This window comes from uncultured Algibacter sp., assembly GCF_947495675.1.
In the GTDB taxonomy this organism is placed as follows: Bacteria; Bacteroidota; Bacteroidia; order Flavobacteriales; family Flavobacteriaceae; genus Algibacter_B.
Genome location: NZ_CANLZX010000003.1, coordinates 197,734 through 220,292, shown reverse-complemented (window position 1 = coordinate 220,292; position 22,559 = coordinate 197,734). Strand labels below are relative to the sequence as shown.

The window sequence follows — 22,559 nt, the reverse complement described above, 5'->3', positions numbered from 1 at the left end:
TCATTATCATGTTTAAGTTTGTTTTTGTTTATATGTTATTTTCAACATTATAAAACGCAACAGTTTGCATATCGTGGCGTACTGGAATATCATTAAAAGGTTCTGTCATAGGTCAAAAATAGGCTTAAAAATATAAATATTAAAATGCCCACAATTACGTAACTTTGTAACATGATAGAAAAGAAAGATGTTAGCCTAGAAAGAGCAGTTTTAATAGGCGTTATTACCAAAGAACAAAACGAAGAAAAATCTAAAGAATATTTAGATGAGTTGGAGTTTTTAACTTTTACAGCTGGAGGTTATGCAGTAAAACGATTTACTCAAAAAATGGATATGCCAAACCCTAAAACCTTCATAGGAACAGGGAAGATGGAAGATGTGCGCCAATTTATAGAAGAGCACGATATTAGTACCGCTATTTTTGACGATGAACTTTCCTCTGCACAAGAACGAAATATTAGTAAAATTTTAAATGTAAAAGTTTTAGATAGAACCAATTTAATACTAGATATTTTTGCCCAACGTGCACAAACTAGTTATGCTAGAACACAAGTAGAGTTGGCTCAATGCGAATATTTATTACCACGTTTAAGAGGTATGTGGACACACCTTGAGCGCCAAAAAGGTGGAATAGGTATGCGTGGACCTGGTGAAACCGAAATTGAAACAGATAGACGTATAGTTCGAGATAAAATAACATTACTTAAAGCCCGTATTAAAACCATTGATAAGCAAATGGCTGTACAGCGTGGTAATCGTGGTAAAATGGTTCGTGTGGCACTTGTAGGATACACCAATGTTGGTAAATCTACGCTCATGAATGTTATTAGTAAAAGCGAAGTGTTTGCAGAAAATAAATTGTTTGCAACTTTAGATACTACTGTTAGAAAAGTAGTTATTCAAAATTTACCTTTTTTATTAAGTGATACTGTAGGGTTTATTAGAAAGCTACCAACACAATTGGTAGATAGTTTTAAAAGTACTTTAGATGAGGTAAGAGAAGCCGATTTACTGCTACATGTGGTAGATATTTCGCATCCTAATTTTGAAGAACATATAGAATCTGTAGAGAAAATCTTAGGTGAAATAAAAAGTGGTGATAAACCAACTATTATGGTTTTTAATAAAATTGATGCCTATGAGGCAGAACCATTAGAAGCTGATGATTTAGAAACAGAACGTACCGAAAAACATTATTCATTAGAAGAGTGGAAAAGCACTTGGATGAGTAAGGTAGGAAACAATGCTTTGTTTATCTCGGCATTGAATAAAGAAAATTTAGAAGATTTTAAAAAGCGGGTTTACGATGAGGTTCGCGAAATACACGTTACACGTTTCCCATACAACCATTTTTTGTATCAAGATTATAATGAAGATGGTATAATAGAAGAATAGTACTTGGGCGTTACCACAAGGGGCGGGCTATACATTACAAGTCCTCGCTAGTACCTCGCTGTGGGCTTTTCATTACTATCCCTAACGCAAAAAATGCGCTTCCTTAAAAAAGGAAGCGCATTTTTTTATAAATTTATTAAATCTATGTATATAGTATTAAAACTTGTAGCTTAAACCAAAAGTGTAATAAGATTGTAAATCGTTATCAACACTATCAAAAGTTTCTCCAGCATTACCTAAAGTTTCAATAGAGTAGTTTAAAGCTTCTTGTTTATTACTTCTTAAACCAAAATCAAAACCAACACCAATCATTTTCCATAGTGTATAGCTAAAAGAGTTTGTCCAAGTCCAGTTTGAAAAATCTCCAGACTTATAGCTTTGGAAAGCAGATAAGTTTGTTTTGAAATTTACAGCTCCAATTTGTCTTGTATAATCTGCAACAATTTTAGCACCTAAAGAAGATTCGAATACAGAATCACCATCAGCAAAAACAAAATTGTAGTTTAATGGGTGTACCACTAATATAAAGTTTTCAATAGGAGTCCAAGTAGCACCTACACCAACGTCTAAGTAACCTGGGTCGTTAAAATTATCTAATATTGTAGTTCTGTACTCAGCTAAACCAGAAACTGCTAAGTTTTTAGCAATATTTCTACCGTATAAAGAAGAAATGTTAAAAACATCAGTAGTAGGACTAAAGCTATCATCGTCTAAAGGATTATCCTTGTTATCTAATTTTACCCAGTTTAAGTTTGTAGTTAAAGAGTTTCTCCAAAAGAATTTCTCTTGAATTAAATTAGCAAAACCATTTACAGTAAAACCAATGTTACCAGAATTGTTGTTTGGAGTACCTTGAGAATACCAGTTATTGAAACCAGATAAGCTACCACCAATAGTACCAAAAGCACCTTTTCTCCATCCTGGAAGCGCATCAATTTTAGCTTGTAAAGCGTTTGCTTCAGCTTGAGCAGCATCTGCTATAGCTTGCTTTTCAGATTTTTGAGCTTGTAGCTCTTCTTTAGTTTGTGCGTTAATTGATAAAACGCTAACAGATAATAATAATGTGAAAAATAATTTTTTCATAATTTTAATTTTTGTTAAAAATTTTTGCAAATATACATTTTAGACTCAATTAACAGCCTATAGTCACATAAAAATTACTTTTTCTTAAAAAGTGGTACCGAAGAGCAAGCTTCACCATACATAATAGACTTGCAAATTGGTTGTAACTTGCTGGAAAGCATAATGTAAGCATTTTGTGGTACGGGCTTATTTGAGCAACCTTTTATTATTACAGGTTTGTCTTTAAAATCTGAAACATCAAGATTATTAATAATGTCTTGATAAATTGAAGTTTCTAATTGATCTAAATTACCTACAATAATTTTTTTAGCATAAGGTTTTAACTGTATGCTTAAAAGCATATATGCCCAACCAGGAATAATAGCATCGCTACTGCAAGTTAAAGCTATGTATTGGTCTTGATAAATGCCCCAATCAAATTCTGTAACTTGAGCTCTAAACTCTTTTTCACGAAGCACAAAACCTTCAAATAACCAATCTTTAATATCGAATAAAATACGATTACCTTTAGGATAATAATCCTCAAGGTCAATAGTAACTAGTTTGCTATTCGCTACGCGATTTATAATTTCGTCTTTCAAGAAGTTATACTATTAATTTTAATGAAAAATGATTGTTTGAAATACTAAAGCATTCCAAGTTCAAGTTTAGCCTCTTCACTCATTAATTCTTGTGTCCAAGGTGGATCAAAAGTAATTTCAACTTCAGCATCTTTTACCTCATTAAGCGATTTAACTTTCTCTTCAACTTCTAAAGGCAATGTTTCTGCAACTGGGCAGTTAGGTGTTGTTAAAGTCATTAATATCTTAACATCATAATCTTCGTTAACAAATACATCGTATATCAAGCCTAATTCGTAAATGTCAACAGGTATTTCTGGGTCGTAAATTGTTTTAAGAACGTTTACTATTTTCTCACCCAATTCGGCAGTATCTATAACTTCACTCATTTTAATTTAATTGTGTTTGGTATGCTATAGCATACATTTTTAATTGCTTTACCATACTTACTAACCCGTTAGCTCGTGTTGGTGATAAATGCTCTTTTAAACCAATTTTGTCTATAAAATCAGTATTAGCATCAATAATGTCTTTTGGATGCTGATTAGAAAATGCACGAATCAATATGGCTATAATGCCTTTAGTAATTATGGCATCACTATCGGCAGTAAACTCTATTTTATCATTTTTCATTTCTGCATGTACCCAAACTTTACTTTGGCAACCTTTAATAATGTTACTGTCTGTTTTGTATTGGTCGTTAATTAAGGGTAAATCTTTCCCCAAATCAATCATATATTGATAACGTTCTTCCCAATCTTCAAACATTGAGAATTCGTCTATTATTTCATTTTGAATCTCTTCAATACTCATAGTTCCAATTTTATACAAAAATACAACAAGAATTGTTGCTATTCAATGTTTTCGACAATTGATAAGATTTCTTTAACTATTGTAACAATTTCTGTAGGTGGGTTGTTGTGATCAAAGTTTTTAGATTGATATGTTTTATTGTTTTTTATTACCTGTAGATTAGCTATATGCGCACCATCAAATTGGTGATTTACTGAAGGTGGCTCAAAGTTTTGAAGTTGTTTTATATCTAGCTTATTTAGTTCTAATAATAATGCATTCTTTAATGCTTCAGGGCATGATTTAACTACTGGATTGGCACCTCTTTGTTTTATTATTGAAATAATGTCATTTTCCACAATTACTTGAAAGTAATACGCTCTGCTACTTTCAGTATAAATAATGGATGTTTCTATTTGATTGAGTTTCGTTGAGCAATCTTGGTTTATTAGAAGTATTGAAAAAAGTAAGAATATGGTTTTCATGTGATGTGTTAAGTTTAGTTTAATAATACAAAAAAGACGCCAAAATAGGCGTCTTTTTAAATAATCTTATATTAAAGCTTTTTTAAGGAAGCATACTTTCTCTAGCACCACCAGAAGCAAAAATGGCTCTCATTCTAGTTTTCTGACCTTCAGAAAACATATACATACAAGCATCATCAACATAATCCATATAATTCATTGTCATATCAGTTGATCTGCAATTAACAGTTGGATATGATGGGCAACCATAATTTGGTCCATCTGATGATGGCGTATCAGAAACAAAATCGTCTTGCTTACATCTGCCATCGCCCCAAATGTGACGTAAATTTAAATAATGTCCAACTTCGTGAGTCATTGTTCTTCCTTTATTGAATGGCGCTTGAACATATCCTGTAGAACCAAAGTATTGAGGTGAACAAACTACACCATCGGTAGATAAATTACCACCTGGAAATTGTGCATAACCTAAAATACCTCCACCAATATTACAAACCCAAATGTTTAAATGAGTTTCTGGAGATACAGGAGGATAAGCATTCTTTACAGCATTGTTAGTACCCCAAGACGTATTTGAACTAGCATATCTATAAGTATTTGCAAGCGTAAATGTAATTTCACTATCTGCAGCTACACTAGAAAACTCTGTAGGTGCTTGATTAATATCGTTATTTGCTTTTCTAAAATCATCATTTAAAACGGCAATTTGTGAACTTATTTGAGCATTACTAATATTTTCATTAGAGTTGCTATAAACTACAATAACATTAACTGGAATATTAATAACACCTAAGTTATCTGGAGTTGGCTCTTCGCCTCCGCCGCCATTTCCACCACCGTTTCCATTTCCTGGTTTGGTTGGTTTTCCTTTAGCAGCAATAAAACTTCTTGTGTGGTATTCAATATCATACATCTTTTTTGCAAGACCTGGATTAGCATCAAGTTGTTTGTTTAAAACATGCATGGTGTGGCATGTTTTTACCTTGTTTTTACTATTTGGTGATTTTGAAAGTATGTCATTGGATGTATCTGTGTAAACATAAAAGTCGCTCATATCAACTTTTACAGATTGATCTTCAATAATTTCATTTTTGTCATTATCACAAGCTGTGAATAGTAAGGCTAAGGCAGCCATACCTAAAAGAATTTTTTTCATATTTTATTAATTATTTGAATTAGTCGATGCTGAAGATAAAATATTTTTGTAAAAATTTTAATAATTTCACAAAAAAATTGTTAATTATTCGACAAAAAGCAGAACGGTGTTATATTTTTAACAAAATAAATTGTTCCAAATTATAGAAATAGTAAAATAACACAATAAGAATTTAAGACAACATCATTTTAGCTTTCTTAACACCTTCAACTAAAGTATCAATTTCTTCTTTAGTGTTGTAAAATGAAAATGAAGCCCGAACTGTTCCTGGAATTTTATAAAAATCCATAATAGGTTGTGCGCAATGATGTCCTGTTCTTACGGCAACACCTAATTTATCTAATATAGTACCAACATCATAAGGATGAATACCATCTAGATTAAAAGAAATGACTGAAGTTTTATGTTTTGAGGTACCATAAATTTTTAAGCCATCTATAGCTAAAAGTTGTGTTGTACCATATTCAAGTAGCTCATTTTCATAAGTTGCAATAGTATTGAAGCCAATACCATTCATATAATCTATAGCTACGCCAAAAGCAATACCACCACAAATATTTGGTGTTCCGGCTTCAAACTTATGTGGTAAATCAGCGTATGTTGTTTTTTCGAAGGTTACTTCTGCAATCATCTCGCCACCGCCTTGGTATGGTGGAAGTTTATTTAACCACGCTTCTTTTCCGTAAAGCATACCAACACCTGTTGGACCACACATTTTATGAGCGGAAGTAACATAGAAATCGACATCTAAAGCTTGTACATCTGGTTTTATGTGCGGTGCAGATTGTGCGCCATCTATTAAAACAGCAGCGCCAACTTGATGTGCTTTTTCAATAATATATTCAATAGGATTTATAGTTCCTAATGCGTTTGAAATATGATTTACAAATACCAGTTTGGTGTTAGTTGATAGTAATTGATCGAATTCAGACATGATAAGCTCACCATCTTCATTCATTGGTATTACTTTTAAAGAAGCACCAGTACGCTCGCATAGCATTTGCCAAGGTACTATATTGCTATGGTGCTCTAAAGCAGATACTATAATTTCGTCTCCTTTTTTTAATATAGATGAAAATCCATTTGCAACAAGATTAATACTATGAGTTGTCCCTGATGTAAATATAATTTCGTGCGAGAATTTAGCATTAAAATGTGCTTGTATTTTATGTCGTGCTTGTTCGTATAAATCGGTTGCTTCTTGACTTAAAGTATGTACACCTCGATGAATATTTGCATTATAATTTGAATAATAATCTACAATAGCTTCAATAACCTGTTGTGGTGTTTGGGAGGTTGCAGCATTATCAAAATACACTAAAGGTTTGCCATTAACTTTGCGAGAAAGAATGGGGAAGTCTTTTCTTATTTCTTCTACGTTGAACATAATTGTTATGTCTAGCCCCGATAGTAATGGCATCCATTTTTGATTTTATCAAAAAAAGATAGAATGAATAGCGGGAAATAGCTTCAAAAAATTAATAATTACACTTGTTTTTATGAAATTCCCAATTTCAAGGGAATAACAAATAACCTATAAATCGAAACCAATATTTACACCCAATTTGTTGGCAATAATTTTGGTAATACGTTGTTTTAATTCTGGTATTTTAACCGAACTTAACACGTTATTACTAAAGGCAAACATTAATAATGCTTTGGCTTCTTTTTCTGGAATACCACGCGAACGCATATAAAACATAGCGCTTTCATCCAATTGTCCAATAGTACAACCGTGAGAGCATTTAACATCGTCGGCAAAAATTTCTAATTGCGGCTTGGTGTTTATAGATGCTTTATCGCTTATTAAAATGTTATTATTAGCTTGAAAGGCATTGGTTTTTTGTGCTTCTTTATTTACAACTACTTTTCCGTTAAAAACTCCAGTTGAATTGTCGTCAAAAATACCTTTGTAATCTTGATGACTTTCGCAATTTGGTTCTATATGATGTACTAAAGTATTGTGGTCTACATGTTGTTTGTCACCAATTATAGTAACTCCTTTTAAAGTTGAATCAATACGTTCGCCTTCTTGATAGAAGTTTAAATTGTTACGTGTTAATTTACCACCAAAAGCAAACGTATGTACAGATGCATGACTTTCTCTTTTTTGTTTAATAAACGTATTGTCTATTAATGAAGCGTATTTATTGTCGTTTTGTATTTTGTAATAATCTACAATAGCACGTTTGTTGCAAAAAATTTCGGTAACGCTATTTGTTAATACAGGATTGTTTGTTAAACTATGATGACGTTCTATAATTTGCACATGCGAATTTTCATCAACAACAATTAAGTTACGTGGTTGTAACATAGTTGCAGCTTCATTTCCTGTTGAGAAATGTAGAATTTGAATGGGTTTTTCTACGACCTTATTTTTTGGAATATGGATATAGGCGCCTTCACTTGAAAATGCTGTGTTTAAAGAAGATAAACTATCTTTTTCTGCAGCTTTATTGAAGTAGTTTTCAATAATCAATTGATATTTTGGTTTATTTAAGGCTGCAGACATCAAGCAAACATCAATACCATCATGAGTGGTTTGTGATAAATGCGAAGAATACTTACCATCAATAAAGATGATTTTGTAGCTATCTATATCATGTATAAAATACTTTTTAACATCTTTAAATTCTAGCGCGTTTTCTTGTTTTGGAAACACACTATAATCTTCTTTTAATATGCTGTTTAAAGAAGTATATTTCCAGTCTTCTTCCTTTTTTGAAGGAAATCCTTTTTCTTCAAATGTTTTAATAGCTTCAGATCTTACATCGTGTACGTAGCTGTCAACATCAACTGTGTTCTCTAGTGCTAAAAATGATGATACTAATTTTTCTTTTAAATCCATTTGCTTGTTATTAAGCGTTCACTTCTTCTTTAATCCAGTCGTATCCTTTTTCTTCTAACTCATGTGCTAGTTCTTTACCGCCAGATTTTACAATTCTACCATTATAAAGTACATGAACAAAATCAGGAACTATATAGTCTAATAAACGTTGGTAGTGTGTTATAACAATAACAGCATTGTCTTTACTCTTAAGTTTGTTTACACCGTTTGCAACAATACGAAGTGCATCAATATCTAAACCAGAATCTGTTTCGTCAAGTATGGCTAATTTTGGTTCAAGCATAGCCATTTGAAAAATCTCATTACGTTTCTTTTCACCACCAGAAAACCCTTCGTTTAAAGAACGAGATAAAAATTTTCTGTCTATTTCTAACAATTCAGATTTTTCGCGAATCATTTTAAGCATGTCTTTAGCAGGCATATCTTCTAAGCCTTTTGCTTTGCGTGTTTCGTTAATTGCAGTTTTCATAAAGTTTGTTACAGAAACTCCAGGGATTTCAACAGGGTATTGAAAGGATAAAAACACACCTTTATGAGCACGTTCTTCTGCAGCCAATTCCTCAATGTCTTCACCATCAAAAACCATGTTTCCGTCAGTTACTTCATATTCCTCTTTTCCTGCAACTACAGATGCTAATGTACTTTTACCAGAACCATTAGGACCCATTATAGCATGAACTTCGCCTGCTTTTACTTCAAGGTTAATACCTTTTAAGATGCTTTTGCCTTCAACACTTGCGTGTAAATTATTTATTTTTAACATACTATTGATTTCCTAGTTTTATTACGTTGTTTTCTTTTTTTGGGTTTGGTTTAACATTTAATATTTCTACTATTTCAACCTTGTTTTCCCAAAGAATTTTATCGTCTTTTTCGTTTGTAATTCTTCCTCTTATTTCAACTTGAACCATATCTGTTGGTTCTGTTTTGTATTGTTGAGCTTGTTTGTTTAATTCTTCAAATTTGTTTGTAATTAAAACACCATAAATTTCGGCGTTTGTTTGTAAAACGGCAGCACCATCATAATACACAAATTCACCTTTTAAATGTGTTAAGCCATCATTTTGTTTTGTTGTTTTCAAAGAATCATCATTAACGACTGTTTCTTCTAATTTTTGAGATTTGCCTTCTTCTTTACAGCTTAAAAATGCTGTGAGACATACAAGTAGAATTAATACTTTTTTCATTTTTTATTAATTTATCCAACACTACCTTCTAAACTTATTTCTAATAATTTTTGTGCTTCAACAGCAAACTCCATAGGAAGTTTGTTTAAAACTTCTTTACTAAAGCCGTTAACTATTAATGCTATAGCTTTTTCTGTATCGATACCACGTTGATTGCAATAGAAAATTTGATCTTCACCAATTTTACTAGTTGTTGCTTCGTGTTCTATTTTTGCAGTTTTGTTTTTAGCTTCAATGTATGGGAAAGTGTGAGCACCACATTCATTACCCATTAATAAACTATCACATTGTGAAAAATTACGTGCGTTATCTGCTCTTGAGTTAATTTGAACTAAACCTCGGTAACTATTCTGAGATTTTCCGGCTGAAATTCCTTTTGAGATAATGGTAGACTTCGTGTTTTTACCTAAGTGAATCATTTTTGTTCCAGTATCGGCTTGTTGATAGTTGTTAGTTACTGCAATCGAGTAAAATTCACCAACAGAATTATCTCCTTTTAATACACAACTTGGGTATTTCCATGTAACTGCAGAACCTGTTTCAACTTGAGTCCAAGAGATTTTTGCGTTTTTCTCGCACAATCCTCTTTTGGTTACAAAATTGAAAACACCACCTTTACCTTCAGCGTTTCCAGGATACCAGTTTTGTACTGTTGAGTATTTTATCTCGGCATCATCTAGAGCAATTAATTCTACAACTGCTGCGTGTAATTGGTTTTCATCACGACTTGGCGCAGTACAACCTTCAAGGTAACTTACATAACTACCTTCATCAGCTATTACTAGAGTTCTTTCAAATTGACCTGTTCCTGCTTGGTTAATTCTAAAATATGTTGATAGTTCCATTGGGCAACGTACTCCTTTTGGAATGTAACAAAAAGATCCATCGCTAAAAACAGCTGAATTTAAAGCTGCATAAAAATTGTCTTTTTGTGGGACAACAGTTCCTAAATATTTTTTTACAAGTTCTGGATGCTCTTTAATAGCTTCAGAAATACTCATGAAAATGATGCCTTTTTCACCTAATGTCTTTTTAAAGGTTGTTGCAACAGAAACAGAATCTACTACAACATCCATAGCGACATTAGCTAATTTTTTTTGCTCGTCGATAGAAATTCCCAGTTTAGCAAAAGTCGCTAAAAGTTCTGGATCTACTTCATCTAAACTATCGTATTTAGGTTTGCTATTTGGTGCAGAATAGTATGAAATACCTTGAAAATCTGGCTTTTTGTAGTTTACATTAGCCCATTCAGGTTCAATCATACTTTCCCATACACGAAAAGCTTCTAAACGCCATTGGGTCATCCATTCTGGTTCTTCTTTCTTTTTAGAAATAGCACGAACGATATCTTCATTTAAACCATTAGGAAAAGTATCAGATTCTATATCAGTATAAAACCCATATTCATATTCTTTGGTTTTTAATTCTTCGCGTAAATCATCTTCGGTATACTTCGACATATTAATTTCTTATTTTATAATGAAAATGATTCACCACACCCGCAAGTTCGGTTAGCGTTAGGGTTGTTAAAAACAAAACCTGTTCCGTTTAAACCTCCTGAGTATTCTAGTGTTGTACCAATTAAGTACAAAAAGCTTTTTTTATCAACTATGATTTTTATATCATTATCTTCAAAAAGTTTATCACCTTCTTGTTGTTCTTTGTCAAATTTTAAATCGTAAGATAAACCAGAACAACCTCCACTTTTTACTCCCACGCGTACATAGTCTGTAGAAGCGTTATAGCCATCATCGGCCATAAGTTCAACGACCTTCTTCTTAGCTGTTTCAGAGACTTTTATCATAATTAATTTTATTATTAAATTTAGTTGTGAATTAATGCTTTTTATTAAGACAGTTTCTAAATAAAGCACAAATATACAATATAAGTCACTAAAAGTCGAATAACCTAACATTATATTAGCATATAGTTTAATAGGTTTTTCTTATCGTTTAATTAGTAAACAATTAAGCGTTGTTACCTCTAGCTTTTGTGATTAATAAAGGGTTGATTTTGCTGTTTTAAGCGATCTTTTTTTTGTAGAGAAGTGATGAGAATTTTTCGTTCTCTTTGTTTGAAACGGGTGATATTGAACCATCATTTTCAAATTTAAAATAACCTTTACAACATTTACAAATTAACTCAGGAGTGTTAGCATTTGCATGACTCAACCGAAAATAATTATGCCCATAAGTTGTGCAAAAAATGTTTGATGGTATTTTTTGATTCATATTTTGAATAGTTACTGGGATAAATTTATAAAAAATTATAAAATCCTAGACAAAAATCATATTATTTTCGACGAAATACACTATTTTTTGTAGTATTATTCTATTATAAAGTTTGGATTGTTTATGAAATCATAATCTGATAATGATAATAAAAAGGCTTTTAAATCGTTTTTTTCTTGATTTGATAAACCTACGCCTCCTTGTGCTACTTTTTTCATTAAAGGGTCTATGGTAGGGGAGTTTTTTAAACCTTCGCTATAATGATTTATAACATCATCTAAAGTTTTAAACCTGCCATCGTGCATGTACGGTGCCGTAAATGCAAGGTTTCTTAGTGATGGTGATTTAAATTTTCCATTATCTGCAGGATCTCCACTTATAGTGCCTAAACCTAAATCTGAGAAAGTTTCATCTAAGCCATTATTGTGAAATAGATTGTCTGTCCAAAGTGGATTTTTATCACTTCCGTGACAGTGAAAACAATCGCCTTTAGCTTCGTTCATAAAAATGTTGAAACCATTAAGTTCTTCTGGGCTTAAAGTTACTTTGCCTAAAAGATGTTTATCAAATTTTGAGTTTGATGAAATTAGAGTGCGTTCAAATTGCGCAATAGCTTTTGTTATAAGTGTTGAGTCTATTTTTGAAACTCCAAAAGCTTGTTCAAATAAAACGGGGTATTCTGAGTGTTGTTGTAGTTTTTGTTCAACCTCTGTCCAGTTACTATTCATTTCTATAGGGTCAGATACTGGTACAAAAGCTTGGTGTTCTAAGCTAAATGTATTGCCGTCCCAAAAGAATTTCTCATCGTAATTCCATGCTAAATTAAAAAGAGGCATTGAGTTTCGGTTTCCTAAAACACCCTCAACACCTTCACTAAATTTATTGGAATCTGTAAATGCATTTTCTGGATTATGACAGTCTGCACAGGCTTGTGTGTTATTTGAAGATAAAATGGGATCGAAAAATAATTTTTTCCCTAAAGCAATACCTTCAATTGTTAGTGGGTTGTCTGTCGGAATTATTGGAGCTAAAATATTGTCTTCAAATAGTTTAGGTATGTTAAGAGGGCTAGGGGTTGCTACATATTGCTCAACCGATTCGTTTTCACAAGAGAAACAAAGTATGAAACAAATAATATGTAGTTGCCATGCTTTCAAAATGATTATTGATTAACAGATTTTAAACTAAATACATTTTGACCATTTTCATACATCATGATTTGAGCTGATGAATTTGGCATTAACATTTGGTTTAAAGCATTTAAATCCCAAGTGTTAGGGTTTTTAAACCATTCGGCTATATTCATTTCAATATTAAATGTCGTGTTGCTTGCTATTGTTATAGCGCCAAGGCTTACATTAAAAAAAGTATCTTGTGGAAAGGTTGGGTTTTCGCCAGGGTTGTCTGCTGCTCTAATAGCATGATAATTAAATCCTTGTTCTTCATTTGAACCATTTAAAAATTTACCATCAAATTGCATATAGTGATAACCACCACCAAGCATTTCAGGGACATTCCATGAAGCAGTGTTTAAATCTGTATAGTTTTTTGAGTTGTCTTCATTATTAAATCCAAAAGTAAAAGTAACGTCATTATAAGAACCGGTTGTTATAAATGCTGCTGGAGAAAAAGATAAATTCTCATTATTTGTAACATCTACTAGATTATAGCCATCTATTTCAGTTATGCTTCCATCAGATTTGTAAAAGGTGATTTTTGATATTAGGTACCTTAATCTTTCAATACTTAGTTGGTTGCCTTTTTCATTTGTAAATTTAATGCTGTTAAAATCAGAATTTGTAACAGATGTACCATCCCAATTATGACTGAAGTTAAAGGTTACATTTGCTAATGTTATTTTATCATCATTGTCTTCGTGACACGAAGAAAAAGTTATTAATAAAATCATTAATATGGGGATTATTCTTTTCATTTTTAATTGCTATTTTAAGCGATTATTTTAATTTAAAAACAAGTAAGTCTGAGAAGCCTTTATTGTCTGTAATGTCTAAATTAGAGCTGTTTGAGTCACCAACTATGATGATGCTTTTATTGTTTAATTCTACAGCATCATAAGCAAAATCAATTTCTGAGCCACCAATTGATTGTTGCCATTTTAATGCGCCATTAGTGTCAATTTTTATTACCCAACCATCATTTTGTCCATTATTATTTGCTAAGTCTCCATCCATACTTCTAGAACTTCCAGAAATAATAAAATCGCCATTTTGGGTTTTAGAAATTGAACGTGCAGCATCAAAACTATTACCACCATAAGTCTTCTCCCAGATAAGACTCCCGGTAGGTGATATTTTAATAACCCATAAATCTGCTGCGCCTTTGTTTATAGTAACGTCAAAATCATTGCTTCTAGTGTCGCCAACTATAATATAGTTACCATCGTTTGATTTTGCAATAGCTCTGGCTTCGTCGGTTTGTGAACCTCCAAAAGATTTTTCCCAAGATATTGTGCCTGTTTCAGATATTTTTAAAACCCAAAAATCGTAAGTGCCTTTGTTGTTATTAATATCTACATCTCCACTATCAGATGAACCTACAAGTAAATACCCATTATCTTCTGTTTGAGTTACATCATAAGGTGTATCAGTAAATGTGCCACCATAATATCTGCTCCATTGTTTGTTACCAAATGCATCTATTTTTATTGCCCAATAATCGCCACCAGCATGCTGTATTTTTGAAGATTTTGAATTTATACTTTTACTATTGCCTTCTCCATTAGAAGCAGAAACATCTATAACACCAATTAAAAGAAAACCACCATCTTTTGTTTGAATTATAGCATTGCCAATATCTGCACCTAAGAAACCAAAATTTTTTTCCCATGAAATATTTCCGGATGTGTCTAATTTACAAACCCAAAAATCATGTGCCCCATTGTTTTCTGAAACATTGCTATCATTACTTTTGCTATAGCCCATAATAGCATAGCCGCCATCAAAAGTTTGAATGATATCGTTGCCTCTATCATCTTCACTTCCTCCATAGGTTTTTTGCCATAGAAGTTCGTCGTTTTGATTATATTTAAGCAACCAATAGTCAAAGGATTCATTTGATTTATTAATAATGTCTCCATCCATACTTTGTGTATAACCAAAAATAGCATAACCACCGTCTGTAGTTTTTATTACAGATTGTGCGCTTTCGTTTTTAGTTCCACCCAAGGTTCTAACAAAATCAATATCAACAGTTTCAAATGAGTCTTTATTATTATCGTCATTTTTAGAGCAATTAACAACTAAAAAAATAACAGAAAAGAGACTTAGGGTTAATATGTGTTTTTTAGTGTAAGTATACATTTTAAGTACCACTTTTTCTAATAACAAACAACCCTCTTTCAATGTCGCTTACTATTATATTTCCGCTGTTAAAATAAGGGTAAACATTCCAAGCTCCATTAAATTCTGTAGCATTATCAGTTGGGTATGTGTCAAAATAACCAACTTCAGTAAAAGAGCTACTTCCAATATTTGTTATATCTAACATACGTACACCAGCTCTGTAGTTTGCAAAATAATAAGTGTTATTATTAACATAACCATTATGATCTACAGCTGCACTAGTACCAAAATAATCAAAATGAAAGGCAGGATTATCCAAATCTGTAAAATCAAAAACAATAGTTCTTGTATTTCCACCAGCTCTAAACTCATCAAGTTCGTCACCTAAAATAAAATATTTCATGTCCTGAGAAAACCAACCTTGATGTGCATACCACACATTACTATAGCTAATAGTTGAAATAATTTTTGGGCTAGATTTATCTGTAACATCGGCAATTACAACTTCATTTTCGTTACTGCCAATTAAAATTTCTTTACCAGAATAATCAGTATCTGGACCATTGTAAGTTACAACTTGTGCATCATGAGAATAACCACCTTCTTTAAAGCCACCTTCTGAAACAGGGTTTTTAGGGTCTTGAATATTTATAAAAATGGGTCCGCCTGCATAAGTGGAACTTCTATTGGCTCCAACTATATACGCATAACCACTATCTTCATTAATTACAATATTGTGAGCTTTACCAAATTCGGTAAAATGTGTGTCAGCATTAAATGTTTCAGGTGGGTTAGGTACATTTCTTAAACGTGTTAAATCAAATACCTGCATACCATGATCGTCATTACAAGTAGGGTCGCCAAAACTACAATCTGCAACAATAAAGGCGTGGTCTTTATAAACTTTAACATCACGCCATGGGCTACTTGTTGTTGCCGTTGGAAGGTTGCCTAAGTAAATAGGTTCGTTAGGCTTTGTTATATCTATAAATGATGTATTGTGCGAAGTAGCCATTAAAGCATATTCTTTACCAGTTGTACTATCAGTCCAGCCCCAACAATCATTCCCTTCTGCAGCTCCAAATATATTCAATGGAACATGCGCCATTAAATCATAATCATTACAAGGATAAATGCCTGCAAAACCATCTTCGCATTTGGCTAATGGTGTGTTAGGGTCATTAAAATCCGGGTCGCATAAATCTCCAATACCATCGTTATCTTGGTCTTCTTGGTTTGGGTTTGCAAATTCTAAGCAATTATCATCACTATCTGCTATACCATCGTTATCAGAATCAGCAGCATTTGTTTCAATATCACATAAATCGCCTATACCATCGTTATCACTATCTTCTTGATTTGGGTTTTCTACTGTAGGACAGTTATCTAGATTGTCTTCGATCCCATCATTATCAGTATCAACAATAGGAATAATTTCAACAGGTTCGTCATTGCAAGATTGAGTGTTGAAAATAAAAAAGCATACTATTAAAATAGCATAAAAAGGGCGTAGAAATTTCATATAAATTTTTAATATTATAACTAAATAGGTTTAGTTTTAGTATAAAGATAGTAAAAACAAATATAGGTTCTTATTTTTGCAATATGATAGAAGATAAAAATCAACAACGAACTCAATTGAGTGATTTAGGTGAATTTGGATTAATTGACCATTTAACAAAGCATTTTAAAATAAAACAAAACTCTACTATAAAAGGTGTTGGCGATGATGCTGCAGTTTTAAACTTCGATAAGAAAAAAGTAGTTGTAACAACAGATTTACTTATTGAAGGTGTGCATTTTGATTTAAGTTATGTGCCATTAAAGCATTTGGGGTATAAAGCTATTATGGTTAATTTATCTGATGTGTATGCAATGAATGCCAAAGCAACTCAAGTAACTGTATCAATTGCTGTATCTAATAGGTTTCCTTTAGAGGCTTTAGAGGATTTATATGCAGGAATTGAAACAGCAACAAAAATATATAATGTTGATCTTATTGGGGGCGATACAACATCATCTAATACAGGTCTGTTAATATCAGTTACTGCTATTGGTGAAATAGAAAGTGATAATGTTGTTTATAGAAGTGGAGCCAAACCAAATGATTTATTAGTGGTTTCGGGAGATTTGGGAGGTGCTTACATGGGGCTTCAAGTTTTAGAAAGAGAAAAAGAAGTATATAAAGTAAACCCAAATAGCCAGCCAGATTTAGAGATTTATTCTTATATAATTGAAAGACAGTTAAAACCTGAAGCAAGACAAGATATTGTTAAATTATTAAGTGATTTAAATGTTAAGCCAACATCAATGATAGATGTAAGTGATGGTTTATCGTCTGAAATTATTCATATATGTAAACAAAGCAAAGTAGGTTGTGATATTTATGAAGAAAAAATTCCCTTAGATCCTCAAGTAATATCAACATGTGAGGAGTTTGATATTGATAGCACAACAGTAGCTTTAAATGGAGGTGAAGATTATGAATTGCTGTTTACTATTTCTCAAGATGATTTTCCTAAAATAAAAGCTAATCCTAATTTAACAGTTATAGGATTTATTAAAGAGGAAAAAGAAGGTGTTCATTTAGTTACAAGAGCAGACACAAGAATTCCTGTAAAAGCTCAGGGATGGAAAAACTTTAATAGTTAAGCGCGCTCTCTAAGCAATACGTAATTTTATTTCTTTTAGGTTGCTTGTGTTATGGTTTTTAGAATTTATTCTCATTATACGTCTGTGATGAATGCGCTCTAAAACATCATTTATTTCTCTAAATTTTGGAGTTAGTTCGGTTAAGTTACCATTACCACTTGTAGTAAGCTCTCTTTTACAATTTTTACAAGTATATTCTTTAACATGATAAGTCACGTTTCTGGTCACTTTATAGTCATGACCAAATACTTTGCACTGAATGTTTTTCATTTAATTTCAAATTAATTAATTTAAGAGAGACCCTTAAAAGTATTAAAAACCAAACTATTATGTTAGTAAGTGGTTAATAAATCGACGAAGAGATAGTTTTTTTCTTTAAACGTTCAGTTCTTGAGGTATGAATCTGACCTAGGATATTGTTTATCTCTTTAAATTTAGGAGTAAGCTCTATTAATTTACCATTACTATTAGTTGTTAATTCTTTTTTACAATGTCTACAAGTATATTCTTTAACATGATAAGTTACACGTTTAGTAACTTCATAATCATGTCCAAAAAAATTACAATATAATTTAGGGATCGAAGTAGGTTTTTTCATGATTTATTGATTTGGCTTATATAAAAATACAAAAAAAAACAAATAAATCGATAAAAAGTTATTAATTTTCGATGAAATGCACTATATTTTGTAGGAATAATAATTCGTTCTCAATGTGACTCATGTGTCCGTCAGGAAATTCAACTATTTTTATGTTGGTGTTTTTTAATTGAGATATTAACTGTTTGTAATTTAAAACGGGGTCCTTTTTACTAACAATTAGCATTTTTTTATAAGGAGCAGAATGGAAAATCATTTGTCTGTCTTTCCTAATTTTCATTCCCTCAAGTGCAGCTATTATACCTTGCAATGGTGTTAGCTGTGCATCTTTAATAATAATTTTTATTTTTTCAGAAAAAATGGTCCTGTTTTCGGGACTAAACAAATTCCCAATTGCCATTCTAATAAATGTTTTATGATTTTTTTTAACAGCTAAAATGGCGCGATCTCTATTCTCTTGCTTTTCTTTAGTATCGGCATTTGGAGTAGAATTCATCAAACATAAACTATTTATAGCTTCTGGGTTTTTTTCTGCAAAAGCAAGTGCTACATAACCACCCATAGAGTGACCTATGAAAGTTGATTTGTTTATTTTTAAATGATGTAATACAGCTTTAACAGTTTCAGCCATTAGTTCCATGGTATGAACATAACCAAGGCAACCCGTTTTACCATGTCCTAATAAATCTATAGTAACAACTCTATTTTTCTGAGAAAGCTTAGCAATGAAAGGATTCCACATAGAAGCATTTTCTAAAAAGCCATGAAGTAATATAATTGTATTTCCTAAACCTTCATCAGTATAAAAAATATTGATGCCCTTATGCTCTAAAATCATTTTTAATTTATCTTAGGCAAAGATAAAATCATAACATGAATAAAACTAAAGAAACATTTGTATTTGGGTTTGCTTTATTTGCTGGCTTTTTTGGAGCAGGAAATTTAGTTTTACCGCCGTTGTTAGGTTTTAAATCTGGGACAGACTGGTGGTTAGTAACTCTAGGGTTTATAATATCTGCAACTATAATTCCCTTGCTAGCTATTTTTGCACACGCTAGATTACAAGGTACGATGTTTGATTTTGGAAAAAAAGTGTCACCAATTTTTAGCCTTATTTTTTGTTTTTGTCTATTTGCTATTACGGTTGCTTTGCCATGTCCGCGTACCGCAGCAGTTACTCATGAAATGGCAATTGCACCATTTTTTGGTACAAGTTCTTTACTTACTAGTGTAGTATATTTTGTATTAGTATTTGTTTTTGTAATGAACAGAAATAAAGTATTAAGTATACTTGGCAAATATTTAACTCCAATAATTGTTTTAATAGTATTGGCTATAATTGTTATTGGTGTTCTTTCTCCAGCAACAAAGATGAATCCATCAAGTTTTGAATTGCCAATTATAAGTGGATTACTGGAAGGTTATCAGACTTATGATGCTATGGCGGGAATCATTATGGGTGGTGTTGTTTTAGTATCCATTAATAATTCTAAAAATGTGTTATCGTTTACTGAGAAAAAAAGAATGGTTGCCAAATCTGGGTTAATTGCCATGTTTGGATTGTTGATTGTTTATGCAGGTTTAATCGCAGTAGGGGCTTTTTATAATGGGCAATTTGATAATAATATATCTAGAACTGATTTACTCTCTGGACTAGCTGTGAAAACTTTAGGGGAAATTGGTTCAACCTTTTTAAGTATTCTAATAGCTGTAGCATGTTTTACAACAGCCATAGCTATTATTGTTAGTTTTGCAGATTTTTTTAAAGCCTATTTTAAAACCTTTAAAAATGCGTATCTATTAACTGCAATTTTTTGCTGCATAGTTGGTATAGGAATTGGGCAAATGGATGTAAAGTATATTATAGATATTGCTTTACCAGTCTTAATGTTTATTTATCCGCTGTGTATTGTACTTATTTTATTAAATATAATTCCAGAAAAATTAGCATCAGCACTTGTGTTTAAATGGGTTGTTTTAATAACTTTTATTTTTAGTATTCCAGATTTTTTAGGATTTGTAATACCTGCTGAAAATTTAGAACCTATTAAATTAATAATTCCTTTAGCACACCAAAATTTAGGGTGGGTTATGCCTGCTATAGCTACTTTTATATTGGTGAATATTTTTGAAAAAAGTATAAAAAGTAATTAAGATTTAACCTTTTTTATAGCTGTAAAAGCTTTGTCTACAAATTCGTCTTCAACTAAAATTGTAAACTCGTTAGTAGTAGATAAAACCTCATATAAAACAATTCCTTCCCAGGCTAATCGTTTAAAAAAATGATAGTATAAACCTGCTATTTTTGAGTTGTCTTGAGGAAGGTTAATGCTTATGGCAGATAAATTTTCTTGTACAGCAATAAAGGTTTCGTTTCCAAGATGTTCATTAATAAAATCATTCAAACTACTTGAAACTACAATGTTACTTTCGTGAATTCCGCGTGTAAAAGCATAAAACAATTTGTCTTCTTTATTAATACGCTCTAGAATTTTGGCATGATTATCAATTAATGTGGTTGAATTTCTAACAGTAAAGTCGGTAAGATTAGAGCGAACTGTTATATCACCAAGGTTTTGTATAACTCGTTTCATTTTAATAGAATTACCCAAAGTTACTGGCGGATTATAACGCCTTAATGCCATCATTATGGCTCCGGGTTTTACATCTTTTTTAAGCATTTTACTTATAGGCTCTACAAGTTCTATGGCAAGGGCACTAAAATTTATTATATTCCTAGATAGTGCTTCTTCTAAATAAGGCTGAGTTATTAAAATATCTTCAACACAGTTTGATACTGTTTTCATGTGTTACGCTAACTTTAATGTTAATTATTTAACAATTTGTGTAAAAATAACTTTTTTTTATTAAAAATATAGTTGTTTCGTAAATGAGTTATAGTTTTGTAATACAAATTAGTGAAAATGAAAGTATTAAAATTTGGAGGAACTTCTGTAGGCTCTGTTAAAAACATGAGTAACGTTAAAAATATAATTAACGACGGAAGTAAGAAAGTAGTAGTGCTTTCAGCAATGTCTGGTACAACAAATCAATTAGTTGCCATTGCAAATGATATTAAGATAGGTGAATCAAACAATGCTATAGATAAGATAAACAACTTACATGAAGCATATTTTGTAACTATTGATAATTTATTAAATGATACGTTTTTAAATACTAATGTTAAAAATTATGTTTCTGGTATTTTTGAATTGTTAGTAAAGTGTACAGATGTAAACTTTTCTGAAACTTTAGAAAACAAAATATTAGCTCAAGGTGAATTGCTTTCAACTTATATGTTTAACAGCTATTTAAAACAGGAAAACATTAGTTCAACGTTATTGCCAGCGTTAGATTTTATGAGAATTGATGCATTTAAAGAGCCTGATTCCAGTTATATAGAAACTCAGTTTAAAAGTGTTTTAGATAAAGCTGATGATTCAGAAATATATGTAACTCAAGGTTTTATTTGTCTTGATGATCAAGGTGAAATTTCAAACCTGCAACGTGGTGGTAGTGATTATACCGCAACTATTATTGGGGCAGCAATTAAAGCTGAAGAGGTTCAAATCTGGACAGATATTGATGGTATGCATAACAATGACCCAAGATATGTTGAGAACACTAAAGCTATTTCAAATTTATCTTTTGAAGAGGCTGCGGAGTTGGCTTATTTTGGAGCTAAAATTTTGCACCCACAAACAGTAACACCAGTTAGGAAAGACAGTATTCCTGTTAGGTTAAAAAATACTATGAAACCAGATGCAGATGGTACATTAATTTCTAGTAACACTTCAGAAAACGGAATTAAGGCCATAGCTGCGAAAGATAACATTACTGCTATTAAAATTAAATCGGCTAGAATGTTACAGGCACATGGTTTTTTAAAGAAGGTTTTTGAGATTTTTGCGACCAATGAAACGTCTATTGATATGATTACAACATCAGAGGTAGCGGTTTCATTAACAATTGATGATGATAAAAACTTAGATAAAATATTAATAGAATTAGAAAAAATAGCTTCCATTGATGTTGATAGGAACCAAAGTATAGTTTGTTTGGTTGGACAATCAGTAGTAAATCATCAAGATACTTATAAGCTGTTTCAAATATTGCAAGATGTAAAAATTAGAATGATCTCTTATGGAGGAAGCAACAATAATATTTCTTTATTAATAGATTCTAATGATAAAATTAACACACTACAAAAACTAAACAATTATTTATTTGAATTAGTCACTCTGTAAATTATAATATTAGTGTTTAGCAA

General features: G+C 31.6%; 24 protein-coding genes. 4 read left to right on the top strand and 20 right to left on the bottom strand.

Annotation, left to right across the window (positions count from 1 at the left end):
* Window positions 1-171 precede the first annotated feature (171 nt).
* On the top strand, window positions 172-1,395 hold the full coding sequence (hflX, locus tag Q0842_RS03605) for a GTPase HflX (RefSeq protein ID WP_298494425.1): 1,224 nt from the start codon (window positions 172-174) through the stop codon (window positions 1,393-1,395).
* Between the two features lie 156 nt (window positions 1,396-1,551).
* Here the strand turns inward: hflX and Q0842_RS03600 are convergent, their stop codons facing one another.
* From Q0842_RS03600 to Q0842_RS03525, 16 genes are all read right to left on the bottom strand, one after another.
* Window positions 1,552-2,478, bottom strand: coding sequence for a DUF3078 domain-containing protein (locus Q0842_RS03600; protein WP_298494423.1), 927 nt, complete (start codon window positions 2,476-2,478; stop codon window positions 1,552-1,554).
* 74 nt (window positions 2,479-2,552) lie between these two features.
* Window positions 2,553-3,059 carry a DUF2480 family protein gene (locus Q0842_RS03595; protein WP_298494421.1) on the bottom strand — a complete coding sequence of 169 codons (507 nt, stop codon included), beginning with the start codon at window positions 3,057-3,059 and terminating at the stop codon, window positions 2,553-2,555.
* 44 nt (window positions 3,060-3,103) lie between these two features.
* The gene (locus Q0842_RS03590) at window positions 3,104-3,427 is read right to left on the bottom strand and encodes an SUF system Fe-S cluster assembly protein (protein WP_298494419.1); all 324 of its coding nucleotides are present in this window, start codon (window positions 3,425-3,427) and stop codon (window positions 3,104-3,106) included.
* 1 nt (window position 3,428) lies between these two features.
* Window positions 3,429-3,851 (bottom strand): SufE family protein, encoded by a 423-nt coding sequence (locus tag Q0842_RS03585; RefSeq protein WP_298494417.1) that lies wholly within the window; start codon window positions 3,849-3,851, stop codon window positions 3,429-3,431.
* Between the two features lie 38 nt (window positions 3,852-3,889).
* Window positions 3,890-4,315, bottom strand: a complete 426-nt coding sequence (locus Q0842_RS03580) for a hypothetical protein (protein WP_298494415.1) — start codon at window positions 4,313-4,315, stop codon at window positions 3,890-3,892.
* Window positions 4,316-4,397: 82 nt separating this feature from the next.
* A complete protein-coding gene (locus tag Q0842_RS03575; protein ID WP_298494413.1) occupies window positions 4,398-5,471 on the bottom strand; it encodes a zinc metalloprotease in 1,074 nt (357 codons plus the stop codon).
* A gap of 172 nt (window positions 5,472-5,643) precedes the next feature.
* A complete protein-coding gene (locus Q0842_RS03570) occupies window positions 5,644-6,858 on the bottom strand; it encodes a cysteine desulfurase (RefSeq protein WP_298494411.1) in 1,215 nt (404 codons plus the stop codon).
* A 147-nt stretch (window positions 6,859-7,005) separates the two neighbouring features.
* A complete protein-coding gene (gene sufD / locus Q0842_RS03565) occupies window positions 7,006-8,319 on the bottom strand; it encodes a Fe-S cluster assembly protein SufD (RefSeq protein ID WP_298494409.1) in 1,314 nt (437 codons plus the stop codon).
* A 10-nt stretch (window positions 8,320-8,329) separates the two neighbouring features.
* Entirely contained in the window at window positions 8,330-9,082 is a 753-nt protein-coding gene (sufC, locus tag Q0842_RS03560; protein WP_298494406.1) for a Fe-S cluster assembly ATPase SufC, read from the bottom strand.
* 1 nt (window position 9,083) lies between these two features.
* A complete protein-coding gene (locus Q0842_RS03555) occupies window positions 9,084-9,506 on the bottom strand; it encodes a hypothetical protein (RefSeq protein ID WP_298494403.1) in 423 nt (140 codons plus the stop codon).
* An 11-nt stretch (window positions 9,507-9,517) separates the two neighbouring features.
* On the bottom strand, window positions 9,518-10,966 hold the full coding sequence (gene sufB, locus Q0842_RS03550; protein WP_298494401.1) for a Fe-S cluster assembly protein SufB: 1,449 nt from the start codon (window positions 10,964-10,966) through the stop codon (window positions 9,518-9,520).
* Window positions 10,967-10,980: 14 nt separating this feature from the next.
* Window positions 10,981-11,310, bottom strand: a complete 330-nt coding sequence (locus Q0842_RS03545) for an iron-sulfur cluster assembly accessory protein (RefSeq protein ID WP_298494399.1) — start codon at window positions 11,308-11,310, stop codon at window positions 10,981-10,983.
* Between the two features lie 522 nt (window positions 11,311-11,832).
* Complete coding sequence (locus Q0842_RS03540) at window positions 11,833-12,894, bottom strand: cytochrome c peroxidase (RefSeq protein WP_366941098.1); 1,062 nt, start codon at window positions 12,892-12,894, stop codon at window positions 11,833-11,835.
* Between the two features lie 5 nt (window positions 12,895-12,899).
* The gene (locus tag Q0842_RS03535) at window positions 12,900-13,670 is read right to left on the bottom strand and encodes an MbnP family protein (protein ID WP_298494397.1); all 771 of its coding nucleotides are present in this window, start codon (window positions 13,668-13,670) and stop codon (window positions 12,900-12,902) included.
* Window positions 13,671-13,692: 22 nt separating this feature from the next.
* On the bottom strand, window positions 13,693-15,057 hold the full coding sequence (locus Q0842_RS03530) for a hypothetical protein (RefSeq protein ID WP_298494395.1): 1,365 nt from the start codon (window positions 15,055-15,057) through the stop codon (window positions 13,693-13,695).
* Between the two features lies 1 nt (window position 15,058).
* Window positions 15,059-16,561: a choice-of-anchor B family protein gene (locus Q0842_RS03525; RefSeq protein WP_298494393.1), complete on the bottom strand. Its 1,503-nt coding sequence runs from the start codon at window positions 16,559-16,561 to the stop codon at window positions 15,059-15,061.
* 83 nt (window positions 16,562-16,644) lie between these two features.
* On the opposite strand from Q0842_RS03525, the gene thiL reads away from it, so the two are divergent.
* The gene (thiL, locus tag Q0842_RS03520) at window positions 16,645-17,691 is read left to right on the top strand and encodes a thiamine-phosphate kinase (protein WP_298494391.1); all 1,047 of its coding nucleotides are present in this window, start codon (window positions 16,645-16,647) and stop codon (window positions 17,689-17,691) included.
* A 9-nt stretch (window positions 17,692-17,700) separates the two neighbouring features.
* Here thiL and Q0842_RS03515 read toward each other — a convergent pair whose 3' ends face one another.
* The 3 genes from Q0842_RS03515 to Q0842_RS03505 form a co-directional block, all read right to left on the bottom strand.
* Window positions 17,701-17,961, bottom strand: coding sequence for a hypothetical protein (locus Q0842_RS03515; protein WP_298494389.1), 261 nt, complete (start codon window positions 17,959-17,961; stop codon window positions 17,701-17,703).
* 73 nt (window positions 17,962-18,034) lie between these two features.
* Complete coding sequence (locus Q0842_RS03510; protein WP_298494388.1) at window positions 18,035-18,289, bottom strand: hypothetical protein; 255 nt, start codon at window positions 18,287-18,289, stop codon at window positions 18,035-18,037.
* A 61-nt stretch (window positions 18,290-18,350) separates the two neighbouring features.
* Window positions 18,351-19,127, bottom strand: a complete 777-nt coding sequence (locus tag Q0842_RS03505) for an alpha/beta hydrolase (RefSeq protein WP_298494386.1) — start codon at window positions 19,125-19,127, stop codon at window positions 18,351-18,353.
* A gap of 35 nt (window positions 19,128-19,162) precedes the next feature.
* Here Q0842_RS03505 and brnQ point away from each other — a divergent pair, with 35 nt between their 5' ends.
* Entirely contained in the window at window positions 19,163-20,443 is a 1,281-nt protein-coding gene (gene brnQ, locus Q0842_RS03500) for a branched-chain amino acid transport system II carrier protein (RefSeq protein WP_298494383.1), read from the top strand.
* Here the strand turns inward: brnQ and Q0842_RS03495 are convergent.
* Window positions 20,440-21,096, bottom strand: a complete 657-nt coding sequence (locus Q0842_RS03495) for a hypothetical protein (RefSeq protein WP_298494381.1) — start codon at window positions 21,094-21,096, stop codon at window positions 20,440-20,442. The two genes, brnQ and Q0842_RS03495, sit on opposite strands and share 4 nt — an antisense overlap.
* Window positions 21,097-21,213: 117 nt before the next feature.
* Between Q0842_RS03495 and Q0842_RS03490 the strand changes: the two genes are divergently transcribed.
* Window positions 21,214-22,536: an aspartate kinase gene (locus tag Q0842_RS03490; RefSeq protein ID WP_298494379.1), complete on the top strand. Its 1,323-nt coding sequence runs from the start codon at window positions 21,214-21,216 to the stop codon at window positions 22,534-22,536.
* The last annotated feature ends 23 nt before the right edge of the window (window positions 22,537-22,559 follow it).